Source organism: Verrucosispora sp. NA02020 (assembly GCF_013364215.1).
Taxonomy (GTDB): Bacteria; Actinomycetota; Actinomycetes; order Mycobacteriales; family Micromonosporaceae; genus Micromonospora.
In genome coordinates this window covers 926,488-944,718 of the sequence record NZ_CP054923.1, presented here as the reverse complement: position 1 = coordinate 944,718, position 18,231 = coordinate 926,488, and the positions used below count along the sequence as shown (strand labels likewise).

Here is an 18,231-nt window from a genome sequence, read left to right as displayed (position 1 = left end):
GAGGTGCCATGTCCAGCGCTGTTCTCGACTCCCACCCGACCGGGCCGAAGCCCCTCACCGAGGGCACCCAGTCGCGCGGCATCCTGGTCGCGCTCTGGGCGTTCGTGGTGATTCCGTTCGCCGCACTGGTCGCCGCCGTACCGGTCGCCTGGGGCGGCTGGCTGAGCTGGGTCGACGTGGGTGTCGCGGCATTCTGGTACGTGCTTGCCGGCCTGGGCATCACGGTCGGCTACCACCGCTACTTCACCCACGGGTCGTTCAAGGCGAAGCGGTGGCTGCGGATCGCGCTGGCCGTCTCCGGTTCGCTCGCCGTGCAGGGCGACATCATCCAGTGGGTCGCCGACCACCGGCGTCACCACGCCTTCTCCGACCTGGAGGGGGACCCGCACTCGCCGTGGCGGTTCGGGACGACGCTGCGTGGACTGACCAAGGGCCTGTTCCACGCGCACGTCGGCTGGCTGTTCGGCCGTGAGCTGTCCAACCGGGAGCGCTTCGCTCCGGACCTGTTGGCCGACCGGGACATCCGCCGGACGAGCGCGCTCTTTCCCCTGTTGGCGGCCGCCTCGGTGCTGGGTCCGGCGCTGATGGGCGGGCTGCTGACGTGGAGCTGGCAGGGGGCGCTGACCGCGCTGTTCTGGGCGGGCCTGGTCCGCATCTCCCTGCTGCACCACGTCACCTGGTCGATCAACTCGGTGTGCCACGTCTATGGTGAGCGACCGTTCATGATGCGGCAGGGTGACCGGGCGGCCAACTTCTGGCCGCTGGCGTTGGTGTCGTTCGGGGAGAGCTGGCACAACCTGCACCACGCCGATCCGACGAGTGCCCGGCATGGGGTGCTGCGCGGCCAGATCGACATCTCGGCCCGGGTGATCTGGCTGTTCGAGAAGGCGGGAGCCGCCTGGGACGTCCGCTGGCCGAAGCCGGAGCGGCTCGCGTCGAAGCTCGTGAAACCGGCGGAACCCGGGCCGGCCTGACGGTGACCGGGCGACCGACCGACAAGTTACCTGGCAGTATGTTCGGGTGACCGGGCAGAGCGCGAGCAGGATCCCACGACAGGCGTCACGGAGCGCCCGCGAGGTGACGAGGTGGCCGAGGTGACGAGCGACGAGAGCGGCAAGCGTCGTCGGCGCGCGGTGCCCGCCACGTCGACGAAGGCGCCGTCCCGGGTACGCATGTCGGCGGCGCAGCGCCGTGAGCAGTTGATCTCGATCGGTCGGCAGATCTTCGCCGAGCGCGGTTTCGACGCCACCTCCATCGAGGAGGTGGCGTCCCGCGCCAAGGTCTCCAAGCCGGTGGTCTACGAGCACTTCGGCGGCAAGGAGGGGCTCTACGCGGTGGTGGTGGACCGGGAGGTCCGCGCACTTCTGGACCGGATCACCACCGCGTTGACCGCCGGTCATCCTCGGGAGTTGCTGGAGCAGGCGGCGTTGGCCCTGCTCGGGTACATCGAGGAGGAGACCAGCGGTTTCCGGGTCCTGGTGCGGGAGTCGCCGGTGCTCTCCGCGACGGGCAACTTCAGCAGTGTGATGAACGACGTCGCGCACCAGGTGGAGCACATCCTGGGCGCGGAGTTCTCCAGCCGGGGGTACGACGCGAAGCTGGCCGAGCTGTACGCACAGGCGCTGGTCGGGATGGTGGCGTTGACCGGCCGGTGGTGGCTGGAGGTGCGCAAGCCGCGCAAGGAGACGGTGGCGGCGCACCTGGTGAACCTGTCCTGGAACGGGTTGTCGCACCTGGAGGCGAAGCCGGGGCTGACCACGACGCGCATGCGCTGAGGGCTCCCGCCCGGGGCGACGCCCTGGTGGCGACGGGAATCAGCGGCGGCGGTGGGCCTCGGCGACCGGGTGGTAGCGGCGATTGCGTTCGTCCTCGGCGTGCTCGGGCGGACCGACCTTGTCGTACAGGCCGGTGCCGAGCAGGATCAGGCCGAAGAGCATCGAGACGACCACGGTCGACATCGAGAAGTTCAGGAAGTTGGCCTCGGTCTGGAGCACCGACATCATCAGGATGCTGGTGACCAGGAAGACGATCCCCGCGGTCAGGTTCATGTAGTGGCCGAGGTTGCCGCGCCGGGATGCGCCGACGATGAGCACGATCCCGAAGACGATGGAGACCAGCGAGAAGGCCAGGTTGGTGCGGAGCCCGAGAGCCCAGTTGCTGCCTCGGGCGAACAGCGGCTCGCCCCAGGTGAGTGCGGTGCCCCAGACGCCGAAGACCAGGATGTAGAGCCCGATCAGGCCGGAGAGCACCCGGTAGATCGGCCGCGCCGGGTGGTTGATCGGAAAGTGCGGCATCGGTCCTCCACCAACAGGGGAACAATCAGGACAATTGTCCCCCACTGAGAAGCTGACCAAGGGCAGAACCTGCGGAGAATCAGTCTCGGGCGGACCGGGCCCCGACAGGTTTTCGCCGGAGCCCGACCCGCGCAGGGATCAAGCCTGACCGCCCGGAGCGGGTCGGGCTCCGGCGAAAACCCACCACCGCAACCCCGGCGAGAACCACCACCGCAACCGAAAAGATCAGAGCACCAGCCGAGCCTTCTGCCACGCCTCGTGCTCGTCCTCGCTACCGACCTTGCCGTACATGCCGGCCATCAGCAGCGCCAGGCCGAGAACCATCAGCACGACGACACTGGCCACGCTCATGTTGAAGATGTTGGCCTCGGTGCGGATGAAGGCGAGCCCGCCGAGGCTGACCACCATGATCACGTAGGCGGTCCACTGATTGATCAGCACGTCCAGGTTGCGACCGATCACGGTGCCGAACAGGACCAGACCGCCGACCACCAGGCAGAAGATCGAAAATCCGAGGTTGGTGCCCTGCCCCAGGACCCGGGTGTCGCTCAGGCCGAAGGCGGGCTCACCGGTGCTGCTGACGAGTCCGAGCACACCGAAGACCACCAGGTACAGACCGGTCAGCCCGCCGATCGCCCGGTAGATCGGCCGCGCGGGGTGGTTGACGGGAGTGTGCGCCATGTCTGTGTCTCCAACGCCGTTGGGTGAGGGTCGACGGCGATTCTCCCGTACCCGGCCGTGTGACGCCGCACACGGGGTACCCGGAGGTCGCAGGTCGGGCGGACGGGCCGGCGGTCAGCCGGCGGGGATCTCGTCGGCCAGGGCGAGCCAGGCTTCCTCGACCTGCTCCCGCTCCGCGCGGACCTGACCCAGTTGGGCGTCCAGCTCGGCCACCTTGGAGTAGTCGGTGGCGTTGGCGGCGAGCTGGTCGAGCAGTGCCGCCTCCTTCTGCTCCAGCTTGCCGACCTGCCGTTCGAGGCGGGTCAGCTCCTTGCGCGCCTGCCGGGCCTCGGCGGCGCTCATTCCCCCGCCGCCGCCGGTGGGCGCGGCAGCCGGGGGCGTGACGCTGCGCCCCGCGCCCGGCCGGCCGGCGGTACGCGCCAGGTACTCCTCGACGCCGCCGGGCAGGTGCACCAGTCGGCCGTCGCCGAACATGCCGTACGCGGTGTCGGCGACCCGCTCGATGAGGTAGCGGTCGTGGCTGGCCACCACGATGGTGCCGGGCCAGGAGTCGAGCAGGTCCTCCAGCGCGGCCAGGGTGTCGGTGTCGAGGTCGTTGGTGGGTTCGTCGAACAGCAGCACGTTCGGTTCCCCGGCGAGCAGGCGCAGCATCTGGAGGCGCCGCCGCTCCCCGCCGGAGAGGTCACCGACCGGGGTCCAGAGCCGCCGGTCGTCGAAGCCGAACACCTCGGCGAGCTGCGCGGCGGAGATCTCCCGGTCGCCGAGGCGTACCCGTCGGGCGACCTCCTCGACGGCTTCCAGGACCCGGAGTTCGCTGGGGAGTTCGGCCAACTCCTGGGAGAGAAAGGCGGGTCGTACCGTGGAGCCGGTGACCAGTCGCCCGCCGTCGGGGCGGGTGATGCCGGCGAGCATCCGCAGCAGGGTGGTCTTGCCCGCACCGTTGGCACCGAGGATCGCGACGCGGTCGCCGGGGCCGACCTGCCAGGTGGCGTCCTCCAGGATGGTCTTGGGACCAGCGTGCAGGCGGACGCCCTCCAGGTCGTACACCTGCTTGCCGAGCCGGGCGGTGGCCAGCCGTTGCAACGACATGGTGTCGCGCGCCGGCGGCACGTCGGCGATGAGGGCGTTGGCGGCGTCGATGCGGAACTTCGGCTTGGAGGTCCGGGCCGGCGGGCCCCGGCGCAGCCAGGCGATCTCCTTGCGGAGCAGGTTCTGCCGCCGGGCCTCGGTGGCGGCGGCGATGCGTTCGCGTTCGGCCCGGGCGAGGATCCAGGCGGCGTAACCGCCCTCGTAGGCCCGGACCGCCTGGTCGGCGACCTCCCAGGTCTGGGTGCAGACCGCGTCGAGGAACCAGCGGTCGTGGGTGACCACGACCAGGGCGCCCTTGCGGCCGAGCAGGTGGTGGGCCAGCCAGTCGACGCCGCCGACGTCGAGGTGGTTGGTGGGCTCGTCGAGGATCAGCAGGTCGGCGTCGCGGACCAGCAGCGCGGCCAGCGCCACGCGGCGGCGCTCACCGCCGGACATCGGCCCGACCGTGGCGTCGAGGCCCAGGTGCGGCATGCCGAGCCCGTCGAGGATGGCGCGGACGCCCGCGTCGCCGGCCCACTCGTGTTCGGCGCCCATGCTCTCGGCGAGCCACTCGGTGCCCAGGACGACGTCCCGGACAGTGGCCTCGGGACTGAGGGTGAGGTTCTGCGGCAGCCAGGAGACGCGCAGGTCACGGCGGTGGGTGACCCGTCCGTCGTCGGGTTCCTCGGTCCGGGTGAGCAGCCGTAGCAGCGTCGACTTACCGGCGCCGTTGAGCCCGACCACACCGATCCGGTCAGCGTCGTCCAGACCGAGCGAGACGTCGGTGAGCAGCGGCCCGGCGGCGCCGTAGCCCTTGGACACCCGGTCCAGGTTGACGATGTTGGCCACGAACCCACCTTCCATGATCAAGGCGTCCCGGTGCCGGCGGGCACCTGGGGACGCCTGGCCTCCCAGGGTACGCGGAACACCGCCACCCCTCGGCGCCCGCCCGACCGGGCCCGCCACCCCTCCGGCCCACCCTGCCCCGGTAGCACCGACCCACCGACGCTCACCTTGCTCCCCACGCGCCCATGACCAGGGTGACGTCCCCCGGGGCGGAGCCGACACCTGCTGGAGCTGGCTCTTCCACGGCAACGCCCGGCCCGTCCGCCCCGCCGCGTTCCCGCCGTGCTCCCTCGCCGTGTTCCCGCCGTGTTTCCCCGTTCGACGGTCCGGCAGGACCTCTGCTGGGCTGCCTTTCGAGCTGATCCGCCGATGCTCTCGCCACCTCGGCGCCACCCGAACCACCCGAACCCGAGACCGTACGCCCGGTTCAGCGCGAACATGCCAGCAAGGAACTGCACGCAGCGTGACAAGCGCAGAGCAGCAGTCTCCCGAGCATGATCCGTTCCCGCCATCAGCTCGGAGGGCGGTGCTCCGGCCACGGCCCCGCCGCCTGACACCACGCGTGAACCGTCCCCGCCATCAGCTCGACAGGGAACGTACACCAGGCCGCCTCGCTCGGCGCCCCTGCTGGGCGCCACAGCCGGCCACCTGACACCACGCGCGATCCGTCCCCGCCATCAGCCCGCTGTGGCCGCGCCCCGGCCACGACCTCCGCCGACTGACAACCCGCGCGATCCGTCCTCGCCGTCAGCTCGACAGGGACCGCGCACGACCACGACCTCACGCCTGACGCGAACCGTCCCCGCCGTCAGCGCGACAGGACCGCACCGTGAACACGGCCCCGCGCCTGACGCGGCTCGAGGTCAGGGGCCAGCCCGGTGCGGTGGTGTCAGTTGACGCGGGCGCCGTGGACCGGGCCGTGGGCGACGCGGGCCTCGCGGCACACGCCGGCGGCCTCCAGTTCGGCGGCGATACGTTCGGCGTCGGCGGCGCCGGCGGTGAGGAAGACGCACGTCGGGCCGGAACCGGAGACGATGCCGGCGAGCGCGCCGGCCGCCTCGCCGGCCTTGAGGGTGTCGGCGAGGGCGGGACGCATGGCCAGTGCGGCGTCCTGCAGGTCGTTGCCGAGGGTGGGGGCGAGCACCCGGGGGTCGCGTTGGCGCAGCGCGCCGAGCAGTCTGTCGGTGCTGCCGAGCGGTTCACCGGCGGTGCCGGCGTCGCGGAGCCGGTCGAGTTTCCGGTACGCCTGTGGGGTGGAGAGGCCACTGTCGGCGATGGCGACGACCCAGTGCCAGGAGGTGGGCCGGGCCAGCACGGGGCTGACCGCTTCGCCCCGGCCGGTGCCGAGCGCGGTGCCGCCGTGGATGAGGAAGGGGACGTCCGAGCCGAGGTCGGCGGCGATGCCGGCCAGTTCGTCGCGGGACAGGCCGGTGCCCCAGAGGGCGTCGCAGGCGACCAGTGCGGCGGCGGCGTCGGCACTGCCACCGGCGAGACCACCGGCGAGCGGGATCTGCTTGCGCAGGTGCAGCCGGGCGTGCGGCATCACACCGCTGTAGCCGGCGAGGGCGTGGGCGGCCCGGATGACCAGGTTGGAGTCGTCGAGGGCGAGTTCTCCGGTGCCCTCGCCCTCCATGGTGAGGGTGAGGGTGTCGCCCCGCCTCGCGGTCAGCTCGTCATAGATCGAGATCGCGTGGTAGATGGTGTTCAACTCGTGGTAGCCGTCGCGTCGCAGCGGGCCGACGCCCAGGTGCAGGTTGATCTTGGCGGGCACCCGTACGCGGACCGGTCCGCCGGCACCACGCCGTTCCTCACCCTCCGGTCGCCATGCCTCGGTCACCGGACGGTGTCCCGTGGACGCATCCGGGTGTCGAACGGCTTCTCCACGATCAGCTCCTCGGCGGTGTCGGCGACCGGTACCGGCGTCCGCGTCAGCCTACTGCGCGGCCGACGGGTGGTTCGGGGCCGACGCGGCAATGGCGGCGAACTGCTCGACGGTGAGTGACTCGCCACGTGCACCGGGGTCGACTCCGGCGGCGGTGAGCGCCGCGGCGGCCCGGTCGGCACCGCCCGCCCAGCCGGCGAGGGCGGCGCGCAGGGTCTTGCGGCGCTGGGCGAAGGCGGCGTCCACCACGGCGAAGACCGCAGCCCGGGGTACGTCGGCGCGGGGTGGTTCGCGGCGGGTGAAGGCGACCAGGCCGGAGTCGACGTTGGGCACCGGCCAGAACACGTTCGGGGGCACCTTGCCGGCGGCCCGGGAACGGGAGTACCAGGCGAGCTTGACCGAGGGCACGCCGTACACCTTGGAGCCGGGACCGGCGACGAGCCGGTCGGCGACCTCCTTCTGCACCATCACCAGGCCGTGCCGGAGGCTGGGCAGTTCGGCGAGCAGGTGCAGCACCACCGGAACGGCGACGTTGTAGGGCAGGTTCGCGACCAGCGCGGTGGGCGCCGGGTCGGCCAGGGCGGCGGCGCCGATCCGGAGCGCGTCGGCGTGGTGCACGGTGAGCCGGGTGGCCTCCGGGCCGGCGTGCCGGGCGGCGGTGTCCGGCAGCGCGCCGGCCAGCGTCGAGTCGATCTCGACGGCGTGCACGTGGGCGGCGGCGCGGAGCAGGCCGATGGTGAGCGAACCGAGGCCGGGGCCGACCTCCAGGGCCACGTCGTCCGGGGCCAGCCCGGCGGTGGTGACGATCCGGCGGACGGTGTTCGGGTCGTGGACGAAGTTCTGACCGAACTTCTTGGTGGGGGCGACGCCGAGCCGGGTGGCGAGTTCCCGGATCTCCGCCGGGCCGAGCAGGTCTGCGGCCACGGTCAGGACCACGGCCCGAAGGCGCGTTCGCCGGTGGCGGAGATGGCGGCGCAGAGGTCGTCCAGGTCGGCGCCGGTGTGGGTGGCCAGCGCCCGGACGGTCAGCGGGATCAGGTACGACGCGTTGGGGCGGCCCCGGTGCGGCATCGGGGTCAGGTACGGCGCGTCGGTCTCCACCAGGATCTGGTCGAGCGGGGTGAGCGCGGCGGCCTCCCGTAGTGCCCCGGCGCTGCCGAAGGTGACGGTGCCGGCGAAGCTGAGCAGGTAGCCCCGGCGGACGCACTCGGCCGCGAACTCGGCGTCGCCGGAGAAGCAGTGCAGCACCACGGTCTCCGGTGCGCCCTCGTCGTCGAGGATGCGCAGCACGTCGGCGTGCGCGTCACGGTCGTGGATGACCAGCGTCTTGGCGTACCGCTTGGCGATGGCGATGTGGGCCCGGAAGCTCTCCTCCTGCGCGGCCCGGCCCTCGTCGCCGGTGCGGTAGAAGTCCATGCCCGTCTCGCCGATGCCGCGTACCCGGTCCTCGGCGGCCAGCGTCTCGATCTCGCGCAGCGAGGCGTCGAGGTCGTGGCACCGGGGCGCCTCGTTGGGGTGCAGCGCCACGGTCGCGACCACCGCCGGGTACCTGCCGGCCACCTCGGCGCCCCAGCGGGAGGACTCGACGTCGACGCCGACCTGCACCAGCCGGTCCACGCCGACGGCGGCGGCGACCTCGATCGCGGCGGCGACCGGGTCGGCGGCGCTGCTGCCCTGCGGGACGCCGACCTCGTTCACCGTGATGTCCAGGTGGGTGTGGCTGTCCAGCACCGGCCGGGGCAGCGGCTCCGGCGCGGGTGGGAACTCGCCGGCGCGGCGGGACGCGCGCTGGCGGCGGGACTCGGTGGGCTCGCTCATCAGTCGACAGCATCACACACCGCCCGATTCCACCCGCCCGCCACCCGTGGTTCACCTCGGCTACGCCGGAGACCCCTACCGTCGCTCCGGTGAGTATCGGGCCGCGAACGGACGACGACACGGCGCGGCAGCGGACCGGACTGCGGGTGACGTACGGCGGCGCGGTGTACGCGGCCGACGAGATCGCCCGAGGTGCGGCGTACGAGGTGTTCAGCGCCGACGAGGTGACCGGTTTCGAGTGGGCGCCCCGGCCGGGTTCGGCGCTGCCGTGGCGGCGGTTCGTGCACGTCAGCGAGGTGACGGCGGTGCACGGGGCGGGTGCGCCGAGCGAGGAGCCGGAGGCGCCGCTGCTGGTGCCGCTGCACCGCGAGCACGGCTGGTCGCAGGTGCACCGGCTCAGCCAGCAGCCCGACGCGGCGGACGATCCGCTGGTCACGGCGGTACGCGCCTCGGCGGTGGTGCGTCGGGGCACCCGGATGGTGAAGGTCCTCTCGGCCCGGCAGCTCGCCGGGTTCGTGCGGGGCTGGTTGCCGCACGGCTTCTGCTTCCGGGAACACGACGTGGCGCATCTGCGGACGCCTGCGGCGACGTCGGTGCTGCGGGCCGACGGCGGGGGCAGCCAGGACGGCGTGGACGTGACGTACGCGGTGCGGTGGCGGGCCGCCGACCCGACCGACTACGACGTGCCGGCCGGCGCGGCGTACCGGGGGCTGGCGGCGTTGGGGTCGCGCGACCGGGTGGGGCCGGCGGTGCTGGGCACCGGGTTCACGCCGAGCAGTCATCACCTGATCCCGGAGTTCGTCACCCGCGACTTCGCCGACCTGCCGATGCCGGCCAACGCCACCCTGCTGGCGTACCCGGCGCAGGGGCCGGAGGTGGTGCTCTACGCGTACCAGGCGGAGCAGCGCGGCTGGTTGCGGATGGCCGGGCCGCAGTGGCGGCACCTGCTGGCCGCCGTGCCGGGGTTGTCCCCGGACCAGGAGTACGTGCCGACCGGCGAGGCTCCCCGGTCGACGCGGCTGGTCGGCGCGTACGGCGGCGGGGAGTACGAGGCGGTGGCGGATCTGCCCGGCGGGTTCCGGGTGCTGGCGTTGACGCGGGCCGCCCGCTACCCGGTCGACGGGGTGAGCCGTCGGGTGCGGGTCGCCACCTGGCGCGGGGTGCCGTGTCTGGTGTTGCGGGAGGAGTCGGGGTGGCTGCGGTTGCGGCTGCGACGCCCGAATCCGGACGCGGTGCTGGCGACCGGGGCGCAGTGTCACGAACGGGGTGTCTACGAGACCTGGGCGCCGGGTGTCGAGGTGACCGACGACCGGGTGGTGGACCACCCGTACGTCCTCTGACGCTGGGGCGGCTCGGGCATATCGGCAGGTCACGCGGGAATGCGTGAGCGACCGCGTTGTCTGAATCGTAGGAGTGGACATGCCCTTCATCACTGTCGGGACGGAGAACTCCGCGCCCATCGACCTGTACTACGAGGACCACGGCTCGGGTCAGCCGATCGTGCTGATCCACGGGTTCCCGTTCAACGGGGCGACCTGGGAGAAGCAGATCGATCCCCTGCTCTCGGCCGGGTACCGGGTGATCACGTACGACCGACGGGGTTTCGGCAACTCGGCGCAGCCGGCCTTCGGGTACGACTACGACACCCTGGCCGCCGACCTCGACGTGCTGATGACCGAGCTGGACCTGCGCAACACGATCCTGGTCGGGCACTCGATGGGCACCGGTGAGGTGACCCGTTACCTGGGTGCGTACGGCTCGGACCGGGTGGACCGGGCGGTGCTGCTGGCGCCGCTGGCGCCGTACCTGCGGCAGGCTCCGGACAACCCGGAGGGGGTCGAGGCGAGCCTCTTCGAGGGGTTCAAGAAGGCCATCACCGAGGACCGGTTCGCGTACCTCACCGATTTCTGCAACACGTTCTTCAACTACGACGAGAACCGGGGCAAGCTGGTCAGCGAGGATGCGTACCGGGCGCACTGGGAGATCGGCGCGCGGGCCTCGGCCAAGGCCACGCACGACTGCGTGGACGCCTGGGGCACGGACTTCCGGGCCGACGTGTCGCGGATCGACGTGCCGATGCTGCTCGTGCAGGGCGACAAGGACATGGTCCTGCCGTACCCGAAGACCGGTCAGCGGTTGCAGCCGTTGCTCTCGGACAGCCGGCTGGTGACCCTCAAGGGCGCCCCGCACGGCATTCCGTGGACCAACGCCGACCAGGTCAACGACGCGATCATGGAGTTCATCGGGTCGCCGTCGATGGTCCGGGCCTGACCCGGTCACCGGTGCGGGCGTAGGCCCAGGCCGGTCGACGCGCGGCGGGCGCGATCCCGGTGTCGGGGTCGCGCCCGCCGCACGTGTCGTCACCGGTCGTCGACGTCGCGACGACCTCCGTGTCTGGCCCGGGTCAGCTCTCCAGCCGGGCCAGTTCCTCGTCGACGATCGACGGGTCGAGCTTGCGGAACACCGGCTTGGGCGCGGCGAGCGGCCGGCCGACCGCGAGCGGCACCGACTCCCAGCGCGCGCCCTGCGTGTAGTCCCCGGTCAGCACCGGGTACCCGGGCCCGCCGTCGAGGTCGTCGACCTCCTCGATGACCGGCATCGGCGCGTGCACGCCGGTGCCGCCGAGCAGCTCGTGCACCTTCTGTGCGGAGTGCGGCAGGAACGGGGTGAGCAGGGTGTTGGCGTCGCTGACCACCTGGAGGGCGACGTGCAGGACGGTGCCCATCCGGGGCTTGTCCGCCTCGTCCTTGAGCTTCCACGGCGCCTGGTCGGAGAGGTACCTGTTGGCCTCCGCGACCACCTTCATCGCCTCGCCGATGGCCTGCTTCTGCCGGTGCCGGCCGATCAGGTCGCCGACCGTGGCGAAGCCGGTCCGGGCCACCGCGAGCAGCGCCTCGTCGGCCTCGGTGAGGCCGTCCGGGCCGATCGGTGGGATGGCGCCGAAGTTCTTCGCCGCCATCGACACGCACCGGTTGACCAGGTTGCCCCAGCCGGCGACCAGCTCGTCGTTGTTGCGGCGCAGGAACTCGGCCCAGGTGAAGTCGGTGTCGTTGTTCTCCGGGCCGGCCACGGCGATGAAGTAGCGCAGCGCGTCGGCGTCGTAGCGCTCCAGGAAGTCCCGGACGTAGATGACCACCCGCCGGGAGGAGGAGAACTTGCGTCCCTCCATGGTGAGGAACTCGCTGGATACCACCTCGGTGGGCAGGTTGAGCCGTCCGAGCTGGCCCGGCTTGCCGCCCTTGTCGCCCTCGCCGGAGTAGCCGGCCAGCAGCGCGGGCCAGATCACCGAGTGGAAGACGATGTTGTCCTTGCCCATGAAGTAGTACGACCGGGTGTCGTCGTCCGTCTCGCCGTCGGCGTCCGGCTGGTGCCAGTACCGGCGCCACGCCTCCGGGTCGCCGGAGCGGCGGGCCCACTCGACGGAGGCGGAGAGGTAACCGATCACCGCGTCGAACCAGACGTAGATGCGCTTGTCGGTGCGGTCGCGCCAGCCGTCGAGCGGGATCGGTACGCCCCACTCCAGGTCCCGGGTGATGGCCCGGGGCTGGAGGTCGTCCAGCAGGTTGCGGGAGAACCGCAGCACGTTGGGCCGCCAGCCGTCCCGGCTGTCCAGCCACTGCCGCAGCACGTCGGCGAGGGCGGGCAGGTCGAGGAAGAAGTGCTCGGTCTCGACGAACTTCGGCGTCTCACCGTTGATCTTCGACTTGGGGTCGATCAGGTCGATCGGGTCGAGCTGGTTGCCGCAGTTGTCGCACTGGTCGCCGCGCGCGCTGTCGTAGCCGCAGATCGGGCAGGTGCCCTCGATGTAGCGGTCGGGCAGGGTCCGGCCGGTCGACGGTGAGATGGCGCCCATGGTGGTCTTCGGCACGATGTAGCCGTTGCGGTACATCCCCTCGAACAACTCCTGCACCACGGCGTAGTGGTTCCGCGTGGTGGTGCGGGTGAACAGGTCGTAGGAGAGACCCAGGCCGTGCAGGTCCTCCACGATCACCCGGTTGTACCGGTCGGCCAGCTCACGGGGCTTGAGGCCCTCGGCGTCGGCCTGCACCTGGATGGGGGTGCCGTGCTCGTCGGTGCCCGAGACCATGAGCACGTCGTGGCCGGCCATCCGCATGTACCGGGCGAAGACGTCGGAGGGAACGCCGAAACCGGAGACGTGGCCGATGTGGCGCGGGCCGTTGGCGTACGGCCAGGCGACCGCCGCGAGAACGTGACTCATGCCCAGCAAGCGTAGTGACCCACCTGGGGCGGCTGCGAACCAATAGGCCCGCCCGCTCGACAATCCGGCGATTCCGGACCCTCGGCTGGTCCGATTTGTCGCCGACACGCTGCCTGAGCTGCGTGTCCGAGCATCCCCACCGGTGTCCAATGAAGCGCGTGACTGGCAGCCGCGCCGCCCGCGACCACGAGGACGGCCTTCCCACCGAGACCTGGCCGGATCCGGCCGCGTCGGCGCGTACCCATGCCGTGGCGCCACACCCCCGGACGGTGACGCCCGACGGGGCGAACCCGGCCGGTGGCGCCCTCGGTGAACCGACGGCGCCGGAGCAGGGTGTCGAGGTGGAGCCGACCACCGGCGCCCCGGTCGGCACACTGCCGCACCGGGTGCCGGTGCGTTCGGCGCGGCATCTCGGCGCGGATCCGTTCGTCGACCCCGCCGACGTCGACGAGGAGGACACGTTCTGGGCGCCGATCGAACAGGTGCACTGGGACGGCACGCCGGTGCGGCAGGATCCGCCCGGCGAGCGCGGGCTGTTTCGTCGGCTCCGGCAGGTACGCCACCGGGAGCGGAGCAGTCATCCGCCCGACCCGCTGCCGGGACTGGCCGCGTTGGTCGGCCTGAGCCTCGTGGCGGCGTTCTTCGCCTGGGTCAGCGCGGGCCCGATCCTGCTCGCTGCCGGGCAGGGCACCTCGGGCACCGCAGTGGTGACCGGGTGCACCGGTGACGGGTTGACCCAGCGCTGCCGGGGGATCTTCACCGCCGCCGACGGCGGGTTCCGCACCCACGGCGTACGGGTCAGCGGGGTCCCGGAGCAGCGGACGATCGCCGGGACGGCGCTACCCGCCCGGGTGACCGGTCCGGACGCCGCCGTCGCGTACGCCGATCACGGTGTCGGTGCGCACCTGCGCTGGCTGCTCGGCCTGCTGGGGGTGCTCGGCTGCGGTGCCGGGATCGCCCGCTGGACCGGCGCGACGCGACTGCCCGATCCACGGGGCCGTCGTTGGGCGGTCACCGTCGCCTTCGCCGGCCCGCTGGCGATCACGCTCGGCTTCCTCGCCGCCGCCTGGTGAGATGTAAGGAAGGGACCCTTCCTATACACGAGGCGTTAGTAGGGGGCCCTTCCTTACACCACCTGGTGCACGACGGCGTACACGTCACGGCGACGCAGCCCGAAGGCCGTCGCCACCTCGGTGACGGCGTCCCGGCGACTCTGGCCGGCGGCCTCCCGCTCGGCGACCGCGGTGCGCAGGGCGTCGTCGTCGGGTCGGGTGGGTGGCGTGGCCGGCGCCCCGGCCACCACGAGGGTGATCTCACCGCGCGGATCGCCGTCGGCGGCCCACCGGGCCAGGTCACCCAGTGGGCGGCGGAGCACCTCCTCGTACGTCTTGGTCAGCTCCCGGCAGAGCGCGGCGGGCCGGTCGGCGCCGAACGCGTCGGCGAGGTCGGTCAGCGCGGCGGTGATCCGGTGCGGGGATTCGAACAAAACCAGGGTGCGCTCCTCCGCCGCCAGCGCCCGCAGTCGGGCCCGGCGGGCACCGGGGGTACGCGGCAGGAAGCCCTCGAAGCAGAACCGGTCGCAGGGCAGCCCGGACAGCGCCAGGGCGGTGGTGACGGCGCTCGGTCCGGGGGCGCAGGTGACCGGGGCCCCGGCGTCCAGGGCGGCGCGGACCAGCCGGTAGCCGGGGTCGGACACGCTGGGCATGCCGCCGTCGGTGACCAGTGCGACGAGGTGTCCGGCGGTGAGCACGTCGACCAGTTCGGGGGTACGCCGCTCCTCGTTGCCCTCGAAGTAGGAGACGATCCGGCCAGGGATCGTCACGTCCAGGTCGCGGGCGAGTCGGATCAGTCGCCGGGTGTCCTCGGCGGCGACCACGTCGGCGGTGCCGAGCACGTCTCGCAGTCGGGTGGAGGCGTCGGCGGGGTTGCCGAGCGGCGCGCCGAGGAGGACCAGGCGACCAGTTTCGGACATTTCACCCACGAGTAGGCACTCCTTCATCGACGGTCGTACCGGATTCGGAGACGATGTACGCCAGCGACCCCCTCCGCAGCCTACGATCGCCGGGTGACGAGTGCGTCGACAGCACAGAGCGCGAACGCGGACCAGCCGGGACCGGAGCAGGCGGCCACCTCGACCGGTGACACGGGCGGTGGCACGACCGGCGACGCGGGCGGGGGTGGCGTACCGGCGACGATCCGCCGTCGGCTGGCCACCGTCGAGGCCCGCGTGGACCGGAGATCGTGGTGGGCCACCGCCGTGGTGGTGGCGATCGCGGCGGTGCTGCGCTTCGCCAACCTCAGCCACCCGACCGGCAAGATCTTCGACGAGGTCTACTACGCCCGGGACGCCTGGGGGCTGATCGACAAAGGCGTCGAGTGGAACTACAAGGACGGTGGACCGTCGTACGTGGTCCATCCGCCGCTGGGCAAGTGGTTGATCGGTCTCGGCGAGTGGGCCTTCGGCTACGCCGACGCCGAACACGGCATCTCGGTGCCCGGCGCGCTGATGACCACCTCGCCGGAGTTCGGCTGGCGCTTCTCGGCGGCGCTGTTCGGCACCCTGTCGGTGCTGATGCTGATCCGCAGCGGCCGCCGGATGTTCCACTCCACCGTGCTCGGTTGCGCCGCCGGCCTGCTGCTCGCGTTCGACGGCTTCCACCTGGTGCTGTCCCGCACCGCCCTGCTCGACCTCTTCCTGCTCTTCTTCGTGCTGGCCGCCTTCGGCGCACTGGTGCTGGACCGGGACGCGCAGCGTCGGCGCTGGGCCCGGGCGCTGGAGGCGGGGCTGGATCCGACGGCCCGGGGCCGGGCGGGCCGCCCGCCCGGCGGCTGGCGGAACTGGCCCTGGTGGCGGCTCGCCGCCGGGGTCCTGCTCGGCTGCGCCTTCGCGGTCAAGTGGAGCGCGTTGTTCTTCGTGCCCGCGTTCGCACTGCTGATGCTCCTCTGGGACGTCGGTGTCCGCCGCGCGGCGGGGGTGCCCCGGCCGTGGCGGGCCACCATGCTCGACGGGGTGCCGTGGATGGCGCTCGCCGGCCTGCTGATGGCGGTCACCTACGTGGCGTCCTGGTCGGGTTGGCTGCGCAGCCAGGAGGGCTACTACCGGCTCGCCGAGCGCTACCCGGACGCCGGGCTCAGCGACCTGCCCGTGGTCGGGGCGCTGTGGAACCTGATCCAGTACCACCAGGCCGCGCTCGGCTTCCACGGCCAACTAGACGACCCGCACAAATACCAGTCGTGGCCCTGGCAGTGGCTGCTGCTGGGCCGACCGGTCGCCTTCCACTGGACCAACGACAGCCCCTGTGGCGCGGCGAGCTGTGCCGAGGAGATCCTCCTGCTCGGCACCCCGCTGCTCTGGTGGTCGTTCCTGCCCGCGCTGGTGGCGCTGGTCTGGCTCGGCCTGGCCCGCCGGGACTGGCGCGCCGGCACGATCCTGCTCAGCGCGGCCGCCGGCCTGTTGCCGTGGTTCTGGTTCGCTCTGGACGGGCGGACGATGTTCTCGTTCTACGCCGCGCCCGCGCTGCCGTTCCTCGTGCTGGCGGTGGTCTACGTACTCGGGGCGATAGCGTCGCCGGCCGGGCCGAGCGGCACCCGACCGGTCCTCGACGACGAGGCCACCCGGGACCGCCGCCTGGTGGGTGGGGTGATCGTGGGGGCGTACATGGTGCTCGTCGTCCTCTGTTTCGCGTACTTCTATCCGATCTTCGTCGGTCAGTCGCTGCCGTACGCGGAGTGGTCCGCACGGATGTGGCTGGACGGTCGCTGGATCTGACACCGACGGCGAAGGGCCCGCACGCTGTGGCGTGCGGGCCCTGTCACGTCGGTCCGGGCACTCAGTCCGGACAATAGGACGCGCCCCGATCGCCTGCCACGGGGGAAGCGGGCGATTGGGGCGCGCCTCTGCAGCTTAACCACCCATGACCAGCGGCACAACGGGGCAGCTCGGGTCAGATTTCCGACCGAGGCCTGTCCCGACAAGGATCTCCACCGAACCGCGCCCTCGGCTGGAGGCGGAGAACCGCCACGCCCAACCGGAAACCAGCTCACATTTTGCCTGGCCAGCGGCGTACCCGTCCCGTCGACAGGGTGGCCACGATCACGTCGGCGGCGGGCTCGCCGGGTCTCTCGGGCGGCGGGGCAGCCAGCCGAGGAACCGGTCCTGCAACGAGGTCGGTCCGGGCGCGTGCAGGTCCTCGACCGCGGCGGCCAGGCACGCGCCCAGATAGACACTGAGCATCGGCCGATCCGTCCCGTACTCGGTCAGCAACCGGGCACGTTTCGGCGCACAGGGCCAGTCCGCGCCGCAGGTGCCGCAGGTCCAGTCGGGAGTCGCCGGAGCATGTTCGGCCAGCCGCTCCACACCACCGGTCCCGGCCACCGCACTCCCCGAGCGATCCGCCACACCTGTCATCGCGCTCCTTCCGCCTCCACACAGGACCACGGGTGGGCACCCGCCGCCGCGCCACGAGCGCCGTGCGCTTCGTACAGCGCCCGGGATCGACACGGTGTTACGTCATTGAGGTACGTTGACCAACCATGACCACCGCGACCCACCGTACGCGTCGCAATGACGCAGAGCACTCGCCGCCGGTCGACGGTACCGGGACGGGCCGCCGAACGCACCGCCCGGTGATCGCGCGTGCGTGACCTGTTGCCTCCCGAGGTGGCGGTGGCGGTGGCCCGGGAGCAGGACTGGTCCGGGCAACTCCACGCCGAGGAGGCGGCCGGTCTCGGGGAACGCGTGGTGGACAGCCGGCGCCGTGACTTCACCGCGGGCCGGGTCTGCGCCCGCCGGGCCATGGCGGAGCTGGGCCTGCCGCAGGTCGCGGTGCTCGCCGCCGAGAACCGCGCGCCGGTCTGGCCGACGGGCACGGTCGGCAGCATCACCCACACCCGGGGCTACTGCGCGGCGGCGGTCGCGCGCCGCAGCGAGGTGCGCGGGGTCGGCATGGACGCCGAGCAGCACAAGGAACTGAGCCCGGGCGTACGCCGGTTGATCTGCCTGCCCGAGGAGGAGGACCGGTACGCTCGGCTGCCCTCCGGCGTCTCCTGGCCGACGGTGGCGTTCAGCGCCAAGGAGACGGTCTACAAGGTGTGGCACCCGATCGTCGGCACCTGGCTGGACTTCCACGACGCGGTGGTGGAGCTCGACCCCGACGCGGGGACCTTCACCGCACGGATCGCACCGGCCCGGATCGACGCCGCCCCGGTCGACCGTCCGCCCACCCTGGTGACCGGCCGGTACGCGGTCGACGCGAACCTGGTCCGCACCGCCGCCGTACTCCTGCCGGAGTGAGGCGTCCACGCCCGCCGTCGCCCGTACGCGCCTGAGCGTCACCGCCCCTGACCGGGCCGTACGGCCCCTGGCCCTCCTCCGCTCGGACCCCTACCGGTGGCCGCTCGGTGTTGCCCGCCCGAGGTAGCGTC

The 18,231-nt window shown here is 72.1% G+C and carries 16 protein-coding genes; 7 read left to right on the top strand and 9 right to left on the bottom strand.

Annotated features, from left to right (window positions below; all coding sequences use genetic code 11):
* The first annotated feature begins 8 nt into the window (after nucleotides 1-8).
* Both HUT12_RS04040 and HUT12_RS04035 read left to right on the top strand, forming a co-directional pair.
* On the top strand, nucleotides 9-974 hold the full coding sequence (locus tag HUT12_RS04040) for an acyl-CoA desaturase (protein WP_131051676.1): 966 nt from the start codon (nucleotides 9-11) through the stop codon (nucleotides 972-974).
* 159 nt (nucleotides 975-1,133) lie between these two features.
* Complete coding sequence (locus HUT12_RS04035; RefSeq protein ID WP_254877027.1) at nucleotides 1,134-1,775, top strand: TetR/AcrR family transcriptional regulator; 642 nt, start codon at nucleotides 1,134-1,136, stop codon at nucleotides 1,773-1,775.
* Nucleotides 1,776-1,814: 39 nt separating this feature from the next.
* On the opposite strand, the gene HUT12_RS04030 is transcribed toward HUT12_RS04035, so the two are convergent.
* The 6 genes from HUT12_RS04030 to HUT12_RS04005 form a co-directional block, all read right to left on the bottom strand.
* Nucleotides 1,815-2,294, bottom strand: coding sequence for a DUF4383 domain-containing protein (locus HUT12_RS04030; RefSeq protein ID WP_176092521.1), 480 nt, complete (start codon nucleotides 2,292-2,294; stop codon nucleotides 1,815-1,817).
* Nucleotides 2,295-2,519: 225 nt separating this feature from the next.
* A complete protein-coding gene (locus tag HUT12_RS04025) occupies nucleotides 2,520-2,975 on the bottom strand; it encodes a DUF4383 domain-containing protein (protein ID WP_176092520.1) in 456 nt (151 codons plus the stop codon).
* A 114-nt stretch (nucleotides 2,976-3,089) separates the two neighbouring features.
* On the bottom strand, nucleotides 3,090-4,892 hold the full coding sequence (locus HUT12_RS04020; RefSeq protein WP_176092519.1) for an ABC-F family ATP-binding cassette domain-containing protein: 1,803 nt from the start codon (nucleotides 4,890-4,892) through the stop codon (nucleotides 3,090-3,092).
* An 886-nt stretch (nucleotides 4,893-5,778) separates the two neighbouring features.
* On the bottom strand, nucleotides 5,779-6,726 hold the full coding sequence (locus tag HUT12_RS04015; protein WP_176092518.1) for a 4-(cytidine 5'-diphospho)-2-C-methyl-D-erythritol kinase: 948 nt from the start codon (nucleotides 6,724-6,726) through the stop codon (nucleotides 5,779-5,781).
* Between the two features lie 96 nt (nucleotides 6,727-6,822).
* On the bottom strand, nucleotides 6,823-7,695 hold the full coding sequence (gene rsmA, locus HUT12_RS04010; protein WP_176095644.1) for a 16S rRNA (adenine(1518)-N(6)/adenine(1519)-N(6))-dimethyltransferase RsmA: 873 nt from the start codon (nucleotides 7,693-7,695) through the stop codon (nucleotides 6,823-6,825).
* Nucleotides 7,696-7,697: 2 nt separating this feature from the next.
* Nucleotides 7,698-8,588, bottom strand: a complete 891-nt coding sequence (locus HUT12_RS04005) for a TatD family hydrolase (RefSeq protein WP_176092517.1) — start codon at nucleotides 8,586-8,588, stop codon at nucleotides 7,698-7,700.
* Between the two features lie 89 nt (nucleotides 8,589-8,677).
* On the opposite strand from HUT12_RS04005, the gene HUT12_RS04000 reads away from it, so the two are divergent.
* On the top strand, nucleotides 8,678-9,928 hold the full coding sequence (locus HUT12_RS04000; RefSeq protein WP_176092516.1) for a hypothetical protein: 1,251 nt from the start codon (nucleotides 8,678-8,680) through the stop codon (nucleotides 9,926-9,928).
* A 79-nt stretch (nucleotides 9,929-10,007) separates the two neighbouring features.
* Entirely contained in the window at nucleotides 10,008-10,859 is an 852-nt protein-coding gene (locus HUT12_RS03995; protein WP_131057149.1) for an alpha/beta fold hydrolase, read from the top strand.
* Nucleotides 10,860-10,992: 133 nt separating this feature from the next.
* Here HUT12_RS03995 and metG read toward each other — a convergent pair whose 3' ends face one another.
* On the bottom strand, nucleotides 10,993-12,807 hold the full coding sequence (metG, locus tag HUT12_RS03990; protein WP_176092515.1) for a methionine--tRNA ligase: 1,815 nt from the start codon (nucleotides 12,805-12,807) through the stop codon (nucleotides 10,993-10,995).
* Between the two features lie 158 nt (nucleotides 12,808-12,965).
* Between metG and HUT12_RS03985 the strand changes: the two genes are divergently transcribed.
* Entirely contained in the window at nucleotides 12,966-13,880 is a 915-nt protein-coding gene (locus HUT12_RS03985) for a hypothetical protein (RefSeq protein ID WP_254876711.1), read from the top strand.
* Nucleotides 13,881-13,933: 53 nt separating this feature from the next.
* On the opposite strand, the gene rsmI is transcribed toward HUT12_RS03985, so the two are convergent.
* Nucleotides 13,934-14,788, bottom strand: a complete 855-nt coding sequence (gene rsmI, locus HUT12_RS03980; protein ID WP_176092514.1) for a 16S rRNA (cytidine(1402)-2'-O)-methyltransferase — start codon at nucleotides 14,786-14,788, stop codon at nucleotides 13,934-13,936.
* 84 nt (nucleotides 14,789-14,872) lie between these two features.
* On the opposite strand from rsmI, the gene HUT12_RS03975 reads away from it, so the two are divergent.
* On the top strand, nucleotides 14,873-16,576 hold the full coding sequence (locus HUT12_RS03975; RefSeq protein ID WP_176092513.1) for a dolichyl-phosphate-mannose--protein mannosyltransferase: 1,704 nt from the start codon (nucleotides 14,873-14,875) through the stop codon (nucleotides 16,574-16,576).
* Between the two features lie 324 nt (nucleotides 16,577-16,900).
* Here HUT12_RS03975 and HUT12_RS03970 read toward each other — a convergent pair whose 3' ends face one another.
* Complete coding sequence (locus HUT12_RS03970; protein WP_254876710.1) at nucleotides 16,901-17,215, bottom strand: hypothetical protein; 315 nt, start codon at nucleotides 17,213-17,215, stop codon at nucleotides 16,901-16,903.
* Between the two features lie 228 nt (nucleotides 17,216-17,443).
* On the opposite strand from HUT12_RS03970, the gene HUT12_RS03965 reads away from it, so the two are divergent.
* Nucleotides 17,444-18,100 (top strand): 4'-phosphopantetheinyl transferase, encoded by a 657-nt coding sequence (locus HUT12_RS03965; protein ID WP_176092512.1) that lies wholly within the window; start codon nucleotides 17,444-17,446, stop codon nucleotides 18,098-18,100.
* Nucleotides 18,101-18,231: the final 131 nt, after the last annotated feature.